Source organism: Actinoplanes sp. NPDC051494 (assembly GCF_044454705.1).
GTDB lineage: Bacteria > Actinomycetota > Actinomycetes > Mycobacteriales > Micromonosporaceae > Actinoplanes.
This window is the reverse complement of sequence record NZ_JBITDZ010000015.1, coordinates 199705-216176: the sequence shown is the minus strand read 5'-3', so window position 1 is coordinate 216176 and position 16472 is coordinate 199705. Positions and strand designations below refer to the sequence as shown.

Below are 16472 nucleotides of genomic sequence, written 5' to 3'. Positions count from 1 at the left end.
CTCGGTGAGTTCGCGTCGCGTTTCACCGGTTCGTCGGACCTGTACGAGATCGACGGGCGGCGTCCGATCGCGTCGATCAATTTCGTCACCGCGCACGACGGTTTCACGCTGACCGACCTGGTGTCGTACAACGACAAGCACAACGACGCCAACGGTGAGGACAACCGTGACGGGGAGAGTCACAACCGGTCCTGGAACGGTGGTGCGGAGGGCCCCACCGACGATCCGGAGATCGTCAAGCTGCGGGAGCGGCAGAAACGCAACTTCCTGGCCACGTTGCTGTTGTCGCAGGGCGTGCCGATGGTCGCGCACGGTGACGAGCTGGGCCGTACCCAGCAGGGCAACAACAACGTGTACGCCCAGGACAACGAACTGAGCTGGATCGACTGGGAGGACGCCCGCCACCACGACGTACAGATCCGCTTCACCGCATCGCTCACCCGACTCCGCGCCGAGCACCCGATCTTCCGCCGCCGCCGTTTCTTCACCGGTGCCCCGGCCGGTGACTCGCAGGTCGCGGATCTCGCCTGGCTGCGCAGCGACGGCGAGCCGATGACGGACCAGGATTGGGACGCGGACGACATCACGGCTGTCACCGTGTTCCTCAACGGCCATGGTCTCCCCGAGTCGGACGCACTCGGCGAGCCGATCGTCGACGACTCGTTCCTGCTGCTGTTCAACGCCGCACCTGTCCCGGTGGAATTCACCCTCCCGGACCAGGCCTACGGGCAGATGTGGGAGACCGCCGTCGACACCGCCGACCCACTGCTGGCCGCGGCCGGTGAGCGGGGAAACGTGAAAGCACAGCAGACCGTCCTCGTCCCCGCGCACACCCTGGTGGTTCTGCGTTCCCGGTATTGAACAGTGACGAACGTTAATACCGGCGGTTCCTGGGAACAAGTCGACCGACACCAGCAGTAGCGGTACCGGAGGTCGAGATGAGTAAGACCCGTCAGGACGACCCACCGTCGACACGACCGCCGGCCGGGCAGAACGACCGACTCACCGGCTCGATCATCGCGGTTGCTCTGGTCTCAGCCATCGCCGGTCTGCTCTACGGGTACGACACCGGGATCATCTCCGGCGCATTGCTGCAGATCGGTGACGACTTCGCCATCGGTCATGTGTGGGAGCAGGTGATCGCCGCGTCGATCCTCGTTGGTGCCGTCATCGGCGCACTGACCTGCAGCCGACTGGCCGAACGCCGGGGCCGGCACGGCACGCTGCTGCTCATCGGCGTCGTCTTCGTCGTCGGTGCGGTCGCGGCATCGCTGTCCCCCGAGCCGATCACCCTGTCGCTCAGCCGCCTCGTCCTGGGATTCGCCGTCGGCGGGGCCACCCAGACCGCCCCCGTGTACGTCGCCGAACTGGCGCCGACCGCGCACCGCGGACGTCTGGTGCTCTTCTTCCAGATCGCGATCGGCGTCGGGATCGTCATCGCGACCGTCACCGGCGCCGCGGAGGTCGTCGACTGGCGCGTCGCCATCGGCATGGCCGCGGTGCCGGCAGCTGTCATGTTCGCTCTGATGCTGCGACTGCCGGAGAGCCCTCGCTGGCTGGCCCGCGAGGGACACCTGGATCGTGCGCGCGAGGCGCTGGCCCGGGTGCGGCACAAGGACAGCGATCTGAGCGCCGAGATGAACGAGATCCAGGAGAACGTACGGTCCGAGAAACGCGCCGGCACACGTGGGTGGGCCGGCCTCAGAGCGGCGTGGGTCCGGCCGGCGCTCGTCGTCGGCTGCGGGCTGGCGGTCTTCACCCAGCTCTCCGGCATCGAGATGATCGTCTATTACGCGCCCACCATCCTCACCGACAACGGTTTCTCCGACTCGACCGCACTACGCGTGTCAGTGGCGCTCGGCCTGACCTACCTGATCGTGCAACTCATCGGGCTGGCCGTCATCGACCGCGTCGGCCGGCGTCGCCTGACCCTTCTGACCTTGCCGCTGGCCGCACTCTCGCTCATCGTGCTCGGCTCGTTCTTCGTCACCGGCAACGACGGCAGGTCGATGGTGCCGTGGATCATCGCGATGCTCATCGCGTTCATGGCGTTCACCGCCGGGGGCATCCAGCTCATGGGCTGGCTGACCGGCTCGGAGATCTACCCGCTGGCCACCCGGGCGGCGGGCGCCGCAGCACAGTCCGCTTCGCTGTGGGGAACGAACGTGCTGATCACGGTCTCGCTGCTCAGTATCATGCGGGCGATCGGCACGGGGCAGACGTTGTGGATGTACGCCCTGTTCAACATCGCGGCCTTCGTCTTCCTGTACCGCAAGATGCCGGAGCTGAGCGGCCGCAGCCTCGAGCAGATCGAGGAGCACCTGGAGAAGGGCACGTTCAAGCCCGCGGACTTCGCCACCCGCTGAGCGGGTGGCGGTGAGCGTCCGGGAAGGCGCCAAGCGGAATCGGCACCCACCGCGGCTGCTGGACGCGGCCAGGCGGTCGTCAGGCTGTCAGCGCAGAGCGGCGAGCGCCTGCTCGACCCGGTCGGCGCGGGACGAGTATTCGCTGATGGCGCCGGCGTCGTATTTGCCACCGAGGTACTCGCCCTCACGTTCGACCATGTCCCGGAAGGCCAGCAGCGCTTCGCGGGAGCGGGTGAGGTCGCCGGTGTGCAGGGCTGCCTCGGCTATGCAGCAGTGGACGTACAGCGAGAACCAGCGGAAGTCGGTCTCGACCATCCGGGCCAGGGCCAGCTCCAGCAACTCGAGAGCGCGGGCATGGTCGCCTCGCCTCAGGGCATGCTCACCGAGTCGTGCGGCGGATTCGATCTGGAGTTCGGGCAGGTCATGGTCAACAGCGAGGGCCAAGGCCTCCTCGGACAACTCCACCATCTCGTCATGTCGCACGGCGTTGCTGTCCAAGAGCAACGCGAGATACTGCAGGGCCATCACCAGGAAGGCAGGCACGCCGCTCCGGCGGGCCGCGTCGATGGAGCGCCGCGTCAGATCGATCCGCTCCTCGAGTGGCCGGCGGGGGTTGCGGCCCAGGGTGCGCCACGCATGTGACTGTCCGGCCAGGTCACCGAGATCGAGTGAGATCTCGAGAGACCTGGTCACGTACGCATCGAATCGCTCGGGATCCCGGGCCGCCAGACCGTAGGCGGCCTCGCGGAACATCGCGGCCAGCAGCAGCGGCTCATCGAGCTCGGCCATCGCGTCCAGCACCCGCTGGATCTGTTCGCGCCTCTCGCTGTGCGGCTCAGCCACTTTGACGCGGATCGGACGCAGGTCGAGGGTCATCAATGCCGCGGAGCGGGGTAGCCCGAGTTGCAGAGCTGAATCGATGGTTCCGTCCAGTGCGGCGCGCTCCCGCCCGTACCAGGCAGCGGCGGCATCCTGGTCCACCGCGATCTCGGCGGTGACGCCGTCGGGCAGGGGGTCGAGATCGACGACCGCCGGTCGTTTGAACTGCTCGTAGGCGTGGCGGGCGCTGTACAGGTAGTGTCCGATCAATCGGATCTGCGCCGCGACCCGCTCGTCGGGGTCGGCCCCGAGCAGTTCCCCGGCGTACACCCGTAGCAGGTCGTGCAGGGTGTAGCGCCGGTCGGCGATCTCGATGAGCATGTTCGCCGCGCAGAGCTCCGTCAGCGCGGCCCGGGCCGGGGCGGGATCGGTGCCGGCCAGGCTGGCTGCGGCGGCCAACGAGATGCCACCGCCGGGGTGCGCTGCCAGCAGGCGGAACTGGCGGCTCGCGGACGCGGAGAGCGCCGCGTAGGACCAGGAGAACGCCGACCGTACGTCGTCGTCGAGGTCGTCGGTGGCCAGGGCGTCCAGGCGGTGCCTCGGTGACCCCAATTCGGCAACGACACGGGACAGCGGCATCCACGGCGCGACGGCGGTGCGGGCGACGGCGATGGACAACGCGAGCGGCAGTCCCGCACAGAGCCGCACCAGCTCGGCGACGGCTTCCGGCTCGGCGGCGAGCCGGCCCGCACCGAGTCTCCTGCGCACCAGTTCGCCGGCGGCGGCGCTGCTGAGCCGGTCGAGGTACACCGGGTTCGCGCCTTGCCGGGCGACCAGGCTGGTCAACCGGTTGCGGCTGGTGATGATCGCCAGGTTGCCGGAACCCGGCAGAAGTGCCCGGACCTGCCCGGAGTCATAGGCATTGTCGAGGAGAACGACCATCCTGCGGCCTGTCGTCGCAGACCGGAATCGGGCGGCACGCGCGTCGACGTCGGCGGGTACGGAGGCGGGTGCGACACCGACCGACGTGAGCAATGTGCTCAGCGCGTCGACGGGCCGAACTGCCCGCCCGCCGGGGTCGAACCCGCGCAGATTCAGATACAGCGCGCCGTCGGGGAATCGATCGGCGACCCGGTGTGCCCAGTCGACGGCCAGCGTCGTCTTGCCGATCCCGGCCATGCCGCTGATGAGGACGAGCGCGTCGGTGCCGGCGAGGGCCAGGTCGTCGAGGTCGTGGTCGAGGTCGTCCCGGGCGATGAAGCCGGAGACCCGCGGTGGCAGCTGGGCGGGGCGGTATGCCGCGTCACCGGCCGGGGCGGCGGCGGAACGGGCGGCGGCGGAACGGGCGGCCGGTCCGGAGCGGTCCCCCAGGTCCTGGCGTAGCACCCGCTGGTGGGCAGTCCTCAGGGCGGTGCCCGGATCGACACCGAGTTCTGTGTCCAGCCGGTGGCGCACGGCTTCATAGACGGCCAGTGCCTCGGCTTGTTTGCCGTCCGTGGCGAGCGCCACCATCAAGTGTGCCTGGATCGCCTCATCGGTCGGCAGCAGACGGGCCGCCTCGTGGAGATGCGGCAGCAGGGACCGGCCGGCACCGACCTGCAGGGCGACCGTGGTGGCCCGTTCGACGGTGGTGAGGTACTCCCGGTCCAGGGCGTCGAAGAGGGACCGTGGATGGTCACCGCTCAGATCTGCCGCGCTCGGCCCCTGCCACAACGACAGGGCACTGACGAACAGCGGTGCCGCTGTCGCGAGATCCGCGGCCCGCACCCGCTCGTCGGCCTGGCCCGCGAGCCTCCGGAAGGCGAGCAGATCGAGGACGTCCTCGTCGGCGCGCAGCCGGTATCCACTGCCGTGCCCGAGGATCCAGCTTCCGGCGGCCCGGGCCGGCAGGCCGGGCTCGAGCAACCGGCGAAGCCTGCCGATGTTGCGGTAGACGATCGTGGTCGCGTTCGCGGGCGGATCGTCCGGCCACAGCGTGTCGACGATCGATGGGAGTGGCACCGGGCGACCGGCGTGCGCCATCAGGATCGCCATGATCATCCGGCCCTGCCGGGGACCGAGGTCGAGCTCCTCGCCTGCCCGCCGGACCCGCACGGGGCCGAGGATCGACATCCGGAGAGCGGTGGGGTAAGACACTCCGCCGTCAGGATCGGTAGCGGTGTGCATATCGGCTGACGACTCCCGGTGTGAGGCCCCGGCATCATCATATAGCCGCACACCGGGAACGCCTCTGACCGGCACTGTCGCGGGAGCGGTTACCGCATCGGCAAGCGGGTCGGGAGGCCGGCCGCGGCGTAGATGTCATCGATGACGCTCATCGTGCGGACCGCGTCGGCGGCACCGGTCAGTACCGGAGTGCCGCCGCGCTCCGCTGTCGTGAAGGCGTCCAGGTGGAAGTCGTACCACGGCCGGCGCGTCAGATGCTCAACCCGGCGCCGGGCGCTGTCCGTCCTGACCACCACCATGTCCGGTCGCGGTCAGCGACCGGTCCGGCGCTTGCGGGCCAGCGCCCGGATCACGCGCGTCACCGTGGCCGGAGTCAGCAGACTGGCCGGTGGGGCGACCAGGTTGACGACCCGCAGGAAGCGGTAGCCGAGGACCGGATCGATGGACGCGGCGCGCCGGTACGCGGTCAGGTAACGGTCGACGAGCGTGCTGCCGAACGGCCGCTTGCCGGCCACGGCGGGATACCGGAAGTCGCCTCCGGTCGCGAGCGCCCACGGGTCGTCCAGCAGGTTGGCCACCTCGCGGTAGAAGCGCCGGGGCAGATTGTCCGTCCCGCCGGCCAGCAACCGGCGGAGGACGCCGGCCTCCATGGCCGCCACGGTGACGCCCTGGCCGTACATGGGATTGAAGCTGCACAGCGCGTCGCCGGTGATCAGCAGGCCCTCCACCGGCTGCGCCACCTTCTCCCAGTGGGTGCGCACCGCCTCGGGGTAGCGCATCCTGACCGCCGGACCGAGCGGCCGGGCGGTCCGGATGATCTCGGCGGGCTCCGGGCCCGGCAGCGATGCGGCGTACGTCAACATCCCGGCGTCGTCGGTGGGCGGCTCCTCCCCGAGCATCCCCGCCAGCAGCACCGCGAAGCTGCCGTCCTCCTGCCGCGCCGCGACACCGGCGCGGGGCAGGGACGGCAACGGGGTGATGGTCACGCCGAACTGGCCGCCGAGGTGGTGCGGCAGACGCTCGTAGCGCCGGGTCACGTACACCAGATCGATCTTGATCCTGGTCTGCCGGGGCGCCGGGTGACCGAGCTCCGCGAGGCGGCGCAGCGTCCGCGACCCGCGCCCGCTCGCGTCGACAACCAGGTCCGCGGCGAGGTCGCTCCCGACGCCGCCGGCTCTGGTCCGCACGCCGGTCACCCGCCGGTGGTCAGCGCTGGTCAGCAGACCGGTGACCTCCGTGTCGTCACGGATCTCCACGCCCGGCAGTGCGGCGACCCGCACCCGGAGCCGATGGTCGAGCAGCGGCCGTGACACACCGTAGCCGGGCAGATCGGAGGCCGCGGGCCGCATACGGTGGCCGTCCAGGTACCAGTTGTGCTCGCGCTGACCGTCGACGGTGAGGACGCCGTGTTCGGTGAGCTCGGCCATGAAGCCGGGCAGCAGGCCGTCCAATGTGGTGGCACCCGTGGCGAGCAGGACATGCAGCTGGCGCCCCTGGGGAACACCGCGCCGCGGTGCGACCTCGCCGGAAAGCAGGTCTCGTTCGACGAGCGTGACCCGGGCGAACCGCCCGGCGAGTGCGCTTGCCGCCAGCAGGCCCGCGGGCCCCGCTCCGATCACGACCGCGGTACGGCCGCCGGTGGTGGACTGATTCACAGCGCGGATTCCTCTTCTGTCGCAGTGCATGGGCGAGCCGCGGTGCAGCGTAGGAAGCCGGTGTGACCGCTCAATGACCTCAGCGGGCGGGGAGCCGGGGCCGGAGGTCATCGCCGGCTCACACGGCCGCCTTATCGTCATCGCCTGCCTGCCTGGGTGCCGGACACCCAGGTTCGCGCTGCCTTCTCCGTTTCCGCAGTCACCCATCTACTGGTGGGCGGTGACACCGTGGTCGTCAAGCCGTCCGGCTACACCCCGCTGGCCACCCTGCGCCTCGGCGAGCTGCTGCGCGAGCCTTCCCGGCCGGAGTTGTCAACGTCATCTCCGGCAGTGGCGGCCTCGGCTCGTGGGTCAGCACCCCCCGGCTTCGACAAGATCAGCTTCACCGGATCGACCGCGACGGGCCGCGACGTCATGGCCGGCGCCGCGCCGACCCTGACCCGGGTCACCCTCGAGCTCGGGGGCAACGACCCGGCGATCGTGCTGCCCGATGTGGACCCCGAGGCGGTGGCCGAGGAGCACGTCGAGGGCGGGCCCCAGGACGTACGCCGCGGCCAGCGGAAACGCGTCCAGCAGACGCAGCAGTTGCGGGTGCACCCGGTCCCGGGTGGTGTCCGGGCCCAGACTGGGGTTCAGCCCGGCCAGCCGGTAGAGGTGGGAGCGGGCCTGCGGGGCCAGCCGGAAACACCGGCCGATCGCGTCGATCACCTGGGCGGACGGGTTGCGTTCCCGGCCCTGTTCCAACCGCGCGTAGTAGTCGACACTCACCCCATTGAGCACGGCGACCTCCTCGCGGCGTAACCCGGCCACCCGCCGTCCGAGGGTGCCGCCGGTCATGGCCGGGATCCTAACCGCGCCCCAGGCTGCCCGGATGGCGCTCTGTACACCTCCACGACCATCACCCGGAGTGCCGATCCCGGTACCACCGGTAAGTCATGCCGAGGTCATTCGCGCATCATCAGCCGTGATTAGCGTCAGCGGCGCTCGTGGTCCGCTTCCGCGGCACAGCCACTGATCAGTACTCGAGGTGGGGCACCGTGAAAAGACCCGTCATATTCATCCACGGCCTGTGGATCCACTCCCTTTCCTGGCAACCGTGGCAGGACCTGTTCCAGCAGCACGGCTATGAAACCCACGCCCCGGGCTGGCCCGGGGACGCGGCCACCGTCGAAGACACCAGGGCGGCCCCGGAGAACCTCGCCGGCCGCGGCGTCGCGGAGATCACCGATGCGTACGCGAAGGTCATCGCCGACCTGCCCGCGGAGCCCATCCTCATCGGGCACTCGTTCGGCGGGCTGATCGTGCAGAAGCTGCTCGGCCTCGGTCTGGGCGCCGCCGCCGTGGCGATCTCGCCCGGTCCGATCAAGGGCATCCGGACCGTTCCGCTCAGCCAGCTGCGCTCCGGACTGCCGGTGCTGTCACGTCCGGGCAACAAGAAGAAGGCCGTCTCACTGACGGAGAAGCAGTTCGCCTACGCCTTCGGCAACGCCGTCCCGGCGGTGGAATCCGCGCAGCTGTACGAGCGATGGAGCATCCCCGGTCCGGGCCGCCCGCTGTTCGAAGCGTCGTCGGCGAACTTCTCCAAGGACGCGCCCACCGCCGTCGACACCACCCGCGCCAACCGTGGCCCGCTGCTGCTGCTGGCCGCCGGCCGGGATCACACGGTCCCCGCCTCCGTCGTCAGGGCCGCCTCCCGGCTGTACGCGGGTTCACGCGCCACCACGCAGCTTCGGACCTACGACGACCGGGGGCACTCCGCCCCGTTCGACCACGGCTGGCGCCCGCTGGCCGAGGACACCCTCTCCTGGCTCAGCCGCCAGGGTTTCTGAAAGGTCAATCATGAAACTCCGTATGTCGCGGCGCACCGCGATCATCGCCACCGCCACCGTCGCCCTGCTCGGCGCGGTCACCGTGCCCGCCATGGCCACCACCACCGCCAAGGAGCCCAAGCCCACCATCGTGCTCGTGCACGGTGCGTTCGCCGACTCCTCGAGCTGGGGCCCGGTCATCCAGAAGCTGCGCGCCGACGGCTACCCGGTCACCGCCGTGGCCAACCCGTTGCGCGGCATCAGCGCCGATGCCGCGTACGTCTCCAGCTTCCTGCAGAAGATCAACGGCCCGATCGTACTGGTCGGACACTCCTATGGCGGTGCGGTCATCACCAACGCCGCGACCTCCGACCCCGACATCAAGTCGCTGGTCTACATCGCCGCGTTCGCCCCCGCCAAGAACGAGAAGCTGATCCAGCTCACCAGCAGCACCGTGCCGCCGCTGCCCCTGAAGGACACCGCGGCCCCCGGCAGCATCGAACTGAGCATCGACCCGGCCCAGTTCCCCGCGAAGTTCGCCGCCGACGTCGACCGGACCACCGCGGAGCAGATGGCCCTGACCCAGCGTCCGGTCAGCTTCGCCGCCTTCGACGAGCCCAGCGCGGTCGAGGGCTACCGGACCGTTCCGTCCTGGTACCTGCTCACCCGCGATGACCAGGCCATCGGCGCCGACCTGCAACGCCGCATGGCCGTCCGGGCCGGCTCCACGGTCACCGAGACCAACGCCTCGCACGCTGTCATGATCAGCAAGCCCGGTGTGGTAGCGAAAATCATCGAACAGGCAGCCCGCTGATCCACGGCGCGGTGTGCCCGGGAGTTCCCTCCCGCGCACACCGCGCCGCCTTTCCCGATCCCTTCTATCAGCGGACGATTCCCCGTCGTAGCGGATCAGCGGCGTACAAACGACCAGCAGCAGCCGGCCCACAGGCTCAGGCGGCACTCCCGGGCGGTGTGAACACCGTCAACGGGACAGATGACCGGCATCCGCGTAGAAGCAGACGGCAGGATCTGCGTTGACCCCATCACCGGTCGTCGACGGATCATCCGACGCCGGCTACGCCGCTCCGTAAGTCACACCGCGGTCAGAGCCGCAATCATTTCCAGGTCATTCGCCATCAATACGTTGGCGGCATGCCCCAACGCCTCTCCTCCACGGCGGCACCGGACCGTCACAGCGCTGACGTCACCGAGTTGTTCCGGGACCACAGACCCGCACTCATGCGATTCCTGACCAGTCTCGCCAGGGGTCACCGGCACACCGCCGAGGATCTCTTCCAGGAGACGATGCTGCGTACCTGGAACAACATCGACAGCGTCCCCGACGACCACGACGAGCGCCGGCGCTGGCTCTTCACGGTGGCGCGCCGGATCGTCATCGACGACGTGCGGCGCCGGCAGGTACGTCCGCGGGAGGTCGGCATCGAGAGCGCGCACCACCTGGCAACCGCCGACGAGACCTCCGCCACCGCGATCGCCAACGGCGTCGTCCTGGAAGCTTTCCTGGCGCTGAGCACGGCCCACCGCCAGGTCATCACCGACGTCTATTTCCGGGGGCGGTCGATCGAGCAGGTGGCGCAGGACCTGGATGTCCCCCGGGGCACCGTCTGGTCGCGGATCCACTACGCCGTCCGCGCCCTCCGCGAGACGCTGTACGCCGACGTCGCGTAGTCAGCCCCCTCGGCGACCAGCGGTCATCGACTCGCGGTTGCCTCGATCTTGGCGCGCAGCTCGGCGGCCATGACGGGGGCAGTCTGGTCGACGAGCTCCAGCGCCCGTTTCCAGGCGTCCCGTGCGGCCGTGTGCTCACCCCGGGCCGCTCGGCTGCCGCCGAGATGGGAACCGGCGCCTACCGCGCCGGCCTCACCCGGCATCTGCGCGAACAGCTACGCGGATACGGCACCGCCCAACTCATCCGGACCTGCGCCACCCTCAGGCCTGACACCACCCGCGCCGGGCAACCCGCCACCGCAGCAAGAATCGCCTTGCGAAGCCTCGCCCGCCGTCACCAGCAACTCAGCGAAGACATCACCGAAATCGACGCCCTGATCGCTCCGCTCGTCGACGCTCAGAGCGGCTCGTCCAGGACGTCGGCGGGTAGGTCGATCGACATGGTCGCACCGGGGGCTCTGCCGTCTTCGACGGTGAGGGTGCCGTCGAGGCGGTGGGCGAGTTCACGGGCGATCGCCAGGCCCAGACCGGTGCCGCCCCGGTGCCGTTCGCGGGCGTCGCCGAGCCGGGTGAATCGTTCGAAGACCCGTTCCCGGTCGGCCTCGGGAATGCCGGGGCCGTCGTCGGCGATGCTGATGCGCAGACGGCCCGCCCCGATCCCGACCCGGACCTCGACCACGGTGGCCGCGTGTCGTACGGCGTTGTCGAGCAGGTTCCGGGCGATCCGCTCGAACGAGGTGCGGTCGATCAGCACCAACAGCGGCTCAGGGTCGAGGACCGACACCCGGACGTGCCGGCGGGCGATCTGCGCCTCGGTGGCCAACCGGATCAGCGTCGTGGGCACGTCCACCGGAGATGGTGGTACCGGCGTGCCTCTGCCCGCGTCGAGCTGTGCCATGAGCAGCAGGTCATCGGTCAGCGCGGTCAATCGGTCGGCCTGCTCGGCCGCGGTGACCACGGTCTGGCGCCAGTCGGCGCGGTCCGGGTAGGCGAGGGCCACTTCCAGCCCCGCGTGCAGGACAGCCAGCGGGCTGCGCAGCTCGTGGGCGGCGTCGGCGACCAGGCGGCGCTGCGCGTCCCCGGCCCGCTGTGCCCTGGCGAGGGTGCCGTTGACCACCTCGGCGAGCGCGGCGATCTCGCCTCCGGTATTCGGTACCTCCACCCGCCCGCCCGGGTCGGCCGATACAAGGTGGGCGGCACGGATCCGGATCCGCTTGACCGGGCGTAGTGCGCGGCGGGTCGCGTACCAGGCGACCAGTGCCACGGTCACGACCGCGAGTGGTGCCAGCGCCATGAGGAACTGGGCGACAACCGGCACCGCCGACGCGGTCACGTCTGACAGCCCGTCGGCCAGGTCTCCCCGAAGGCGGAAAGATCCGAACCCGGCGACAGCCCACAGGTACGCGATGACGGCGGCAATGACAGCGGCCATGACTCCGATGGCCACCAGAGCGGCTCGCGACTCGACCGACCGCAGCCGGCTAATCATGACTGCCCCGGTCGTCGACCAGCCGGTACCCGAGCCCACGGACCGTACGAAGCGTGGTGCGGCCGAACGGGGCGTCGATCTTTCGGCGCAGGACGCTGATCCGCGCCTCGACCAGGTTGGGGTCCTCGGCATCGTCCGGCCATACCTGCCGCAGGATCTCGGTCTTGGAGACCGGGATACCCGGCCTGCGGGCCAGCAGGTCCAGGACGGCGAACTCGCGTGGCGTCAGCGCGATCGGCACCCCGGCCCGATGACACCGGTGTGTGGTCCGGTTCAGGGACAGGTCGCCGACCGCCGTCTGTACCTCGGCCATGGCCGGCCCGCGCCGCAGCAGGGCGCGGAGCCTGGCCACCAGGACCGGATAGGAGAACGGCTTCGCCAGGTAGTCGTCGGCACCGGTGTCCAGCGCTTCGATCTGGTCGAAGTCTCCGTCCTTGGCGGTGAGGACCAGGATCGGGGTGCGAATCCGTTCCCGGCGCAGCGTCGCGCACACCTGGTATCCGTTCAGGCCCGGCAGCATCAGATCCAGCACGATCGCCGCATATTCCTCGAACCGTGCCAGGTCCAGCGCCGCCACCCCGTCGTGGGCGACGTCCACCGTCCAGCCTTCGGCGAGCAGCCCTCGCCGCAGGATCTCGGTGAGTTCCGGTTCGTCGTCGACCACCAGCACCCGCATGGCCACGAGCATGACACGGCGTCACATCTGCCGGCTGATCAAAAAATCAGCAACGGTCAGCGTACGGTCGGGATCCGCCGCGGCTACCAGGCGACGACGCCCTGGCGGCTGGGCTGGATCGTGCCCAGCTGCAGCGACGACATGGCGATGTCGGGGCGGTTGGGGTCCGGGAAGCCCTCCAGCGTGACGACCTCGCCGCGGCCGGAGGGCTCGAGGCTGCCACGCATGGTGTTGCCGGCCGCACATTCGTCACGGTCGCAGGCCTGCCACTTGATGCCCTGGAACGCACCGGTACCCGGTCTGAGCAGGATCTCGACGGCCTCGCCGGGCTCGTCGACGAAACTGGTCGCCACGTCGATGCGCGAGTCGGTGGGGTCGTAGACGCTGAGATGGACGCGCCCGTCGACACGGCAGGCGGCGCTCGAGGTGTTCTCGATCGTCACGAGGCCCTTCTGCGTGCCGAGCGCCGCCGGGTTCTCGCTCTGCGCGGTGACCACGATCGTGACGTCGGTGTCGCGGCACTCCGGGGCCGCCGGCGGCCGGCTCACCGCTGGTGCCTCGACCGGGCCCGCATCGTCATCGCCGCTGTCATCGGTCGAGCTCGGTCCGGGCGCCGAGGCTGTCTCCTTCCCCAGGACGAGATCACGGGCCGGAGTGAAGGCGAACAACGCGGAGGCGACGGCGAGAACACCGAGCAGGGACAGCAAGGGCGCGAGCCGCCGCCAGCGCCTCGAGACAATCCCGGTCTGGCGGTTGCCCGAATGATCAGGTTCGGTACGCAGTGCCGCCCGGGCCGCCTGCCGCAGTTCAGGTCGCCCGGTCCCGGCAACCGTCGTCGCGGCACCCACGGCGACCAGTTCCTCCAGCAGTTCGAAGGCGGTGGGCCGCCGTTCCGGTTCCTTCGCCAGAGTGCGCTCGACCAGGTCACGCAGCGGTTGCGGCAGCCCGTCCAGCCGCGGCGGCCGGGTCAGGATCGCGCCCGCCGTCGCCGCGGCCGAGTCACCTCCGAACGGTGTACGGCCCGTGCCCGCATAGGTGACGACGACACCCCACGCGAACACGTCCGCCGCGGGCCCGATCCGGCTCGAGTCCGCGTCGAACCGCTCCGGCGCCATGTACGCGACGGTGCCGACCATCTGATCCGTGCCGGTGTGCCGGCTGGTGGCCTCGAACGCCCGCGCGATACCGAAATCGATCACCTTCGGGTTGCCCAGGGCGAACAGCACGTTGTCCGGCTTGAGATCGCGGTGGATCACCCCGGCACCATGGATCGCGGCCAGGGCGGTGGCCACGCCGATCGCCACGCTGTGCAGGCTCCCCCCGCCCAGCGGCCCCTGCCCGGCGACGATCTCGTGCAGGCTGGGCCCATCCACGAACTCCGTGACCAGGTAGGGCATCTCGTGGTCGAAGTCCGCGTCCAGCAGTTCAGCGGTGCAGAACGGAGGCACCTGGCGAGCACGGTTGACCTCGCTGCGGAAGCGGGCACGGAACTCGTCCTCGTACGCGAGCTCGGGTTTGACGACCTTGATCGCGACCGCCCGTCCGTCAGGCCCGTGACCGAGATAGACCGTGCCCATGCCGCCCTGCCCGAGACGGGCGGTGAGGCGGTAGCCGCCGATGACCCGAGGGTCGGAGGGCCGCAGCGGAGCCTTCATCGGTCCCGCGCCGCCCATCTACCGTCCGCGATACAGATCACCGCCGCGACGATACTACGGTCCACGTCGCACGGCCCCGGCCGCCGTTGCGCTGACCGGGCTGCCGAATGCTCTGAGCGCCGCCGGTTCATTCCTCGAAGTACTTCAGGCTCCAGCCCGTGTCGGAGTTGGCGCCGGGCACGTTGGCCCGGCTGTAGGTGATGTCGCCCCACCACATGAACGCACCGGTGTGCCAGCGCCGCGCACCCCACGAGTACGCCGTTCCCTTGGGCACCGCGTGGAACATCAGCGGGAACTTCTGACCCGCCGGCGGGCTGGTGCCGATGTCGCCGTTGAGCAGCACGAAGCTGTGACTGCCCGGACCATTGACCCAGAGGGTCGGGTCCCAGCCGGCCATCATCGAGTTGCGGTTGGAACCGAACAGGCAGCCGTTGGACTTGTACCAGTCCCAGACGTACGTCGCGTCGCCGCCTTTCTTCAACCGTAGGTCACCGAGGCAGTACTGGTCGCTCCAGGAGCCGTTCGCGGAGTACGCGATGTGCAGCTGACCGTTCGGATCCTTGATCGGCTGCGGCGCCTCGTTGACGGCCGGGTTGGCGACCACCTTCTCCCAGCTCTCCCGCGGCTGCGAGATCGCGAACCGGCTGCCGGTCGTCGTGGTCGGGCTGGACATCTTGGCCAGGTAGATGTTCTGTTCGACGTTGCTGTCGCCCTCCCAGCCGGACCAGACGAACCAGAGCTGGTTGTCGAACCGGAAGGCCGTCCCGTCGACCGCCCACCTGTCGTTCGGCAGGGCCATCCTCTGTGGCGTGCCGTACCCGATGGTCGGCGACGGCGAGCTCATGACGTACATCCGGTGGGAGGCACCGGCGCCGGCCGAGAAGTAGATGTAGAAACGGCCGTCGATCCGCACGATCTCGGGGGCCCAGACCTCGGACATGCCGCTGCCGAGGAAGATCGTCGACGGCGGCTCCAGGCTCAGCCGGGCAAGGCCTTCCGCTGCCCGGACGGAGATGAAGCTGCCACTCGCCTCGACCGAGTAGTACGTACCACCGACCCGGAGCACGCTCGGGTCCGCATTGTTGATCTCCAGCTCACCGGGCGATCCTCCGGTGGGTTCGGCCTCGAAGAATTTGAGACCGTAACCGGTGTCGGCGTTCGCTCCGGGTACGTTCTGCCGGCTGTACGTGCTGTCGCCCCACCACGTGAAGGTGCCGGCGAACCACTGCCGGTTCGCCCAGGAGTACGGCGTGCCCTTGGGCACCGCGTGGTACATCAACGGGAACTGCGGGCCGGCCGGCGGGCTGGTGTTGATGTCCCCGTTGAGCAGCACGAAGCTGTGGCTGCCCGGACCGTCGAGGTACAGGGTGGGGTCCCAGCCGGAGGCCATGGTCTCGCGGTGCGAACCGAACTGGCAGCCGTTCGACTTGTACCAGTCCCAGACGTACGTGGGATCGCCGCCCTTACGCAGCCGAAGGTCGGCCATGCAGTAGTCGTTGCTCCACGACCCGTTGGCCGAGTACACGATGTGCAGCTGACCGTTCGGATCCTTGATCGGCTGCGGCGCCTCGTTGACGAACGGGTTGCCGGTGGCGCGTTCGAACGCCTCCCGAGGTTGTGAGATCCGGTAGCGCGGGCCGGTCACCATCGACGGACCACTCATCTTCGCGAGGTAGAGGTTCTGTTCCCCGTTGGTGTCGCCCTCCCAGCCCGACCACACGAACCACAGCTGGTCGTTGAAGGTGAACGCGGTGCCGTCCACCGCCCACCGGTCGTCCGGAAGCCGCAACGGCACCGGGTTGCTGAACCCACGGTCGGGGTAGGGCGAGGAGCTGTAGTACATGCGCTGCCCGCCCTGGCCGTCGCCGGAGGCGAAGTACAGCGCGTACGTCGAGCCGATCTTCACCACTTCCGGCGCCCACAGGTTCGGCATGTTCTTCTCCGACGCGAAGACCAGGCGGCGGCCGGCCGAGCTCAGACCGGCCGGGGTGGAAGCCGACCGGGAGTAGACGTCGCCGTCGCCGGTCTCCATCGAGTAGTACGTCGAGCCCACCCGGATCACGCTGGGGTCGGCGTTCTTGATGGGCCCGGTCGTCGGCGGTTGCGGGGCGGGGCTGCTGGACGGCGGCGTGACCGTCGGTGCGGCCGG

Annotated in this window: 11 protein-coding genes and 3 pseudogenes; 6 read left to right on the top strand and 8 right to left on the bottom strand. The window is 69.6% G+C overall.

Features of this window, described 5'->3' with window-relative positions:
* Both ACIA6A_RS37885 and ACIA6A_RS37880 read left to right on the top strand, forming a co-directional pair.
* Positions 1-861 (top strand): annotated as a pseudogene (locus tag ACIA6A_RS37885) (glycogen debranching enzyme); the annotation flags it as partial.
* A gap of 77 nt (positions 862-938) precedes the next feature.
* Entirely contained in the window at positions 939-2366 is a 1428-nt protein-coding gene (locus ACIA6A_RS37880) for a sugar porter family MFS transporter (RefSeq protein WP_396102894.1), read from the top strand.
* A gap of 87 nt (positions 2367-2453) precedes the next feature.
* Here ACIA6A_RS37880 and ACIA6A_RS37875 read toward each other — a convergent pair whose 3' ends face one another.
* The 3 genes from ACIA6A_RS37875 to ACIA6A_RS37865 all read right to left on the bottom strand — a co-directional run bounded on the left by ACIA6A_RS37875 (position 2454) and on the right by ACIA6A_RS37865 (position 7006).
* On the bottom strand, positions 2454-5297 hold the full coding sequence (locus tag ACIA6A_RS37875; protein ID WP_396102893.1) for a BTAD domain-containing putative transcriptional regulator: 2844 nt from the start codon (positions 5295-5297) through the stop codon (positions 2454-2456).
* A 143-nt stretch (positions 5298-5440) separates the two neighbouring features.
* Complete coding sequence (locus tag ACIA6A_RS37870; protein ID WP_396102892.1) at positions 5441-5650, bottom strand: hypothetical protein; 210 nt, start codon at positions 5648-5650, stop codon at positions 5441-5443.
* A gap of 12 nt (positions 5651-5662) precedes the next feature.
* Positions 5663-7006 (bottom strand): NAD(P)/FAD-dependent oxidoreductase, encoded by a 1344-nt coding sequence (locus tag ACIA6A_RS37865; RefSeq protein ID WP_396102891.1) that lies wholly within the window; start codon positions 7004-7006, stop codon positions 5663-5665.
* A 156-nt stretch (positions 7007-7162) separates the two neighbouring features.
* Here ACIA6A_RS37865 and ACIA6A_RS37860 point away from each other — a divergent pair.
* Positions 7163-7477: pseudogene (locus ACIA6A_RS37860) on the top strand (aldehyde dehydrogenase family protein); the annotation flags it as partial.
* Here ACIA6A_RS37860 and ACIA6A_RS37855 read toward each other — a convergent pair.
* Positions 7358-7843 carry a helix-turn-helix domain-containing protein gene (locus ACIA6A_RS37855; RefSeq protein ID WP_396102890.1) on the bottom strand — a complete coding sequence of 162 codons (486 nt, stop codon included), beginning with the start codon at positions 7841-7843 and terminating at the stop codon, positions 7358-7360. The pseudogene ACIA6A_RS37860 and the gene ACIA6A_RS37855 sit on opposite strands and share 120 nt — an antisense overlap.
* Positions 7844-8043: 200 nt before the next feature.
* Here ACIA6A_RS37855 and ACIA6A_RS37850 point away from each other — a divergent pair, with 200 nt between their 5' ends.
* From ACIA6A_RS37850 to ACIA6A_RS37840, 3 genes are all read left to right on the top strand, one after another.
* Positions 8044-8835: an alpha/beta hydrolase gene (locus tag ACIA6A_RS37850; RefSeq protein WP_396102889.1), complete on the top strand. Its 792-nt coding sequence runs from the start codon at positions 8044-8046 to the stop codon at positions 8833-8835.
* A 10-nt stretch (positions 8836-8845) separates the two neighbouring features.
* Positions 8846-9628: an alpha/beta fold hydrolase gene (locus ACIA6A_RS37845; protein WP_396102887.1), complete on the top strand. Its 783-nt coding sequence runs from the start codon at positions 8846-8848 to the stop codon at positions 9626-9628.
* A 338-nt stretch (positions 9629-9966) separates the two neighbouring features.
* Positions 9967-10503: a sigma-70 family RNA polymerase sigma factor gene (locus ACIA6A_RS37840; RefSeq protein ID WP_396102886.1), complete on the top strand. Its 537-nt coding sequence runs from the start codon at positions 9967-9969 to the stop codon at positions 10501-10503.
* A gap of 397 nt (positions 10504-10900) precedes the next feature.
* Here ACIA6A_RS37840 and ACIA6A_RS37835 read toward each other — a convergent pair whose 3' ends face one another.
* The 4 genes and pseudogenes from ACIA6A_RS37835 to ACIA6A_RS37820 form a co-directional block, all read right to left on the bottom strand.
* Complete coding sequence (locus ACIA6A_RS37835) at positions 10901-11935, bottom strand: sensor histidine kinase (RefSeq protein WP_396102885.1); 1035 nt, start codon at positions 11933-11935, stop codon at positions 10901-10903.
* 49 nt (positions 11936-11984) lie between these two features.
* The gene (locus ACIA6A_RS37830; protein WP_396102884.1) at positions 11985-12668 is read right to left on the bottom strand and encodes a response regulator transcription factor; all 684 of its coding nucleotides are present in this window, start codon (positions 12666-12668) and stop codon (positions 11985-11987) included.
* An 83-nt stretch (positions 12669-12751) separates the two neighbouring features.
* Positions 12752-14323: a serine/threonine protein kinase gene (locus tag ACIA6A_RS37825; RefSeq protein WP_396102883.1), complete on the bottom strand. Its 1572-nt coding sequence runs from the start codon at positions 14321-14323 to the stop codon at positions 12752-12754.
* Between the two features lie 127 nt (positions 14324-14450).
* A pseudogene (locus ACIA6A_RS37820) lies at positions 14451-16394 on the bottom strand (glycoside hydrolase family 43 protein); the annotation flags it as partial.
* Positions 16395-16472 lie beyond the last annotated feature (78 nt).

Coding starts and splice junctions, on each gene's coding strand:
- ACIA6A_RS37880 (WP_396102894.1), top strand. CDS start 939: ATGAGTAAGACCCGTCAGGACGACCCACCGTCGACACGACCGCCGGCC.
- ACIA6A_RS37875 (WP_396102893.1), bottom strand. CDS start 5,297: ATGTCGATCCTCGGCCCCGTGCGGGTCCGGCGGGCAGGCGAGGAGCTC.
- ACIA6A_RS37870 (WP_396102892.1), bottom strand. CDS start 5,650: ATGGTGGTGGTCAGGACGGACAGCGCCCGGCGCCGGGTTGAGCATCTG.
- ACIA6A_RS37855 (WP_396102890.1), bottom strand. CDS start 7,843: ATGACCGGCGGCACCCTCGGACGGCGGGTGGCCGGGTTACGCCGCGAG.
- ACIA6A_RS37845 (WP_396102887.1), top strand. CDS start 8,846: ATGAAACTCCGTATGTCGCGGCGCACCGCGATCATCGCCACCGCCACC.
- ACIA6A_RS37840 (WP_396102886.1), top strand. CDS start 9,967: ATGCCCCAACGCCTCTCCTCCACGGCGGCACCGGACCGTCACAGCGCT.
- ACIA6A_RS37835 (WP_396102885.1), bottom strand. CDS start 11,935: ATGGCCGCTGTCATTGCCGCCGTCATCGCGTACCTGTGGGCTGTCGCC.
- ACIA6A_RS37830 (WP_396102884.1), bottom strand. CDS start 12,668: ATGCGGGTGCTGGTGGTCGACGACGAACCGGAACTCACCGAGATCCTG.
- ACIA6A_RS37825 (WP_396102883.1), bottom strand. CDS start 14,323: ATGAAGGCTCCGCTGCGGCCCTCCGACCCTCGGGTCATCGGCGGCTAC.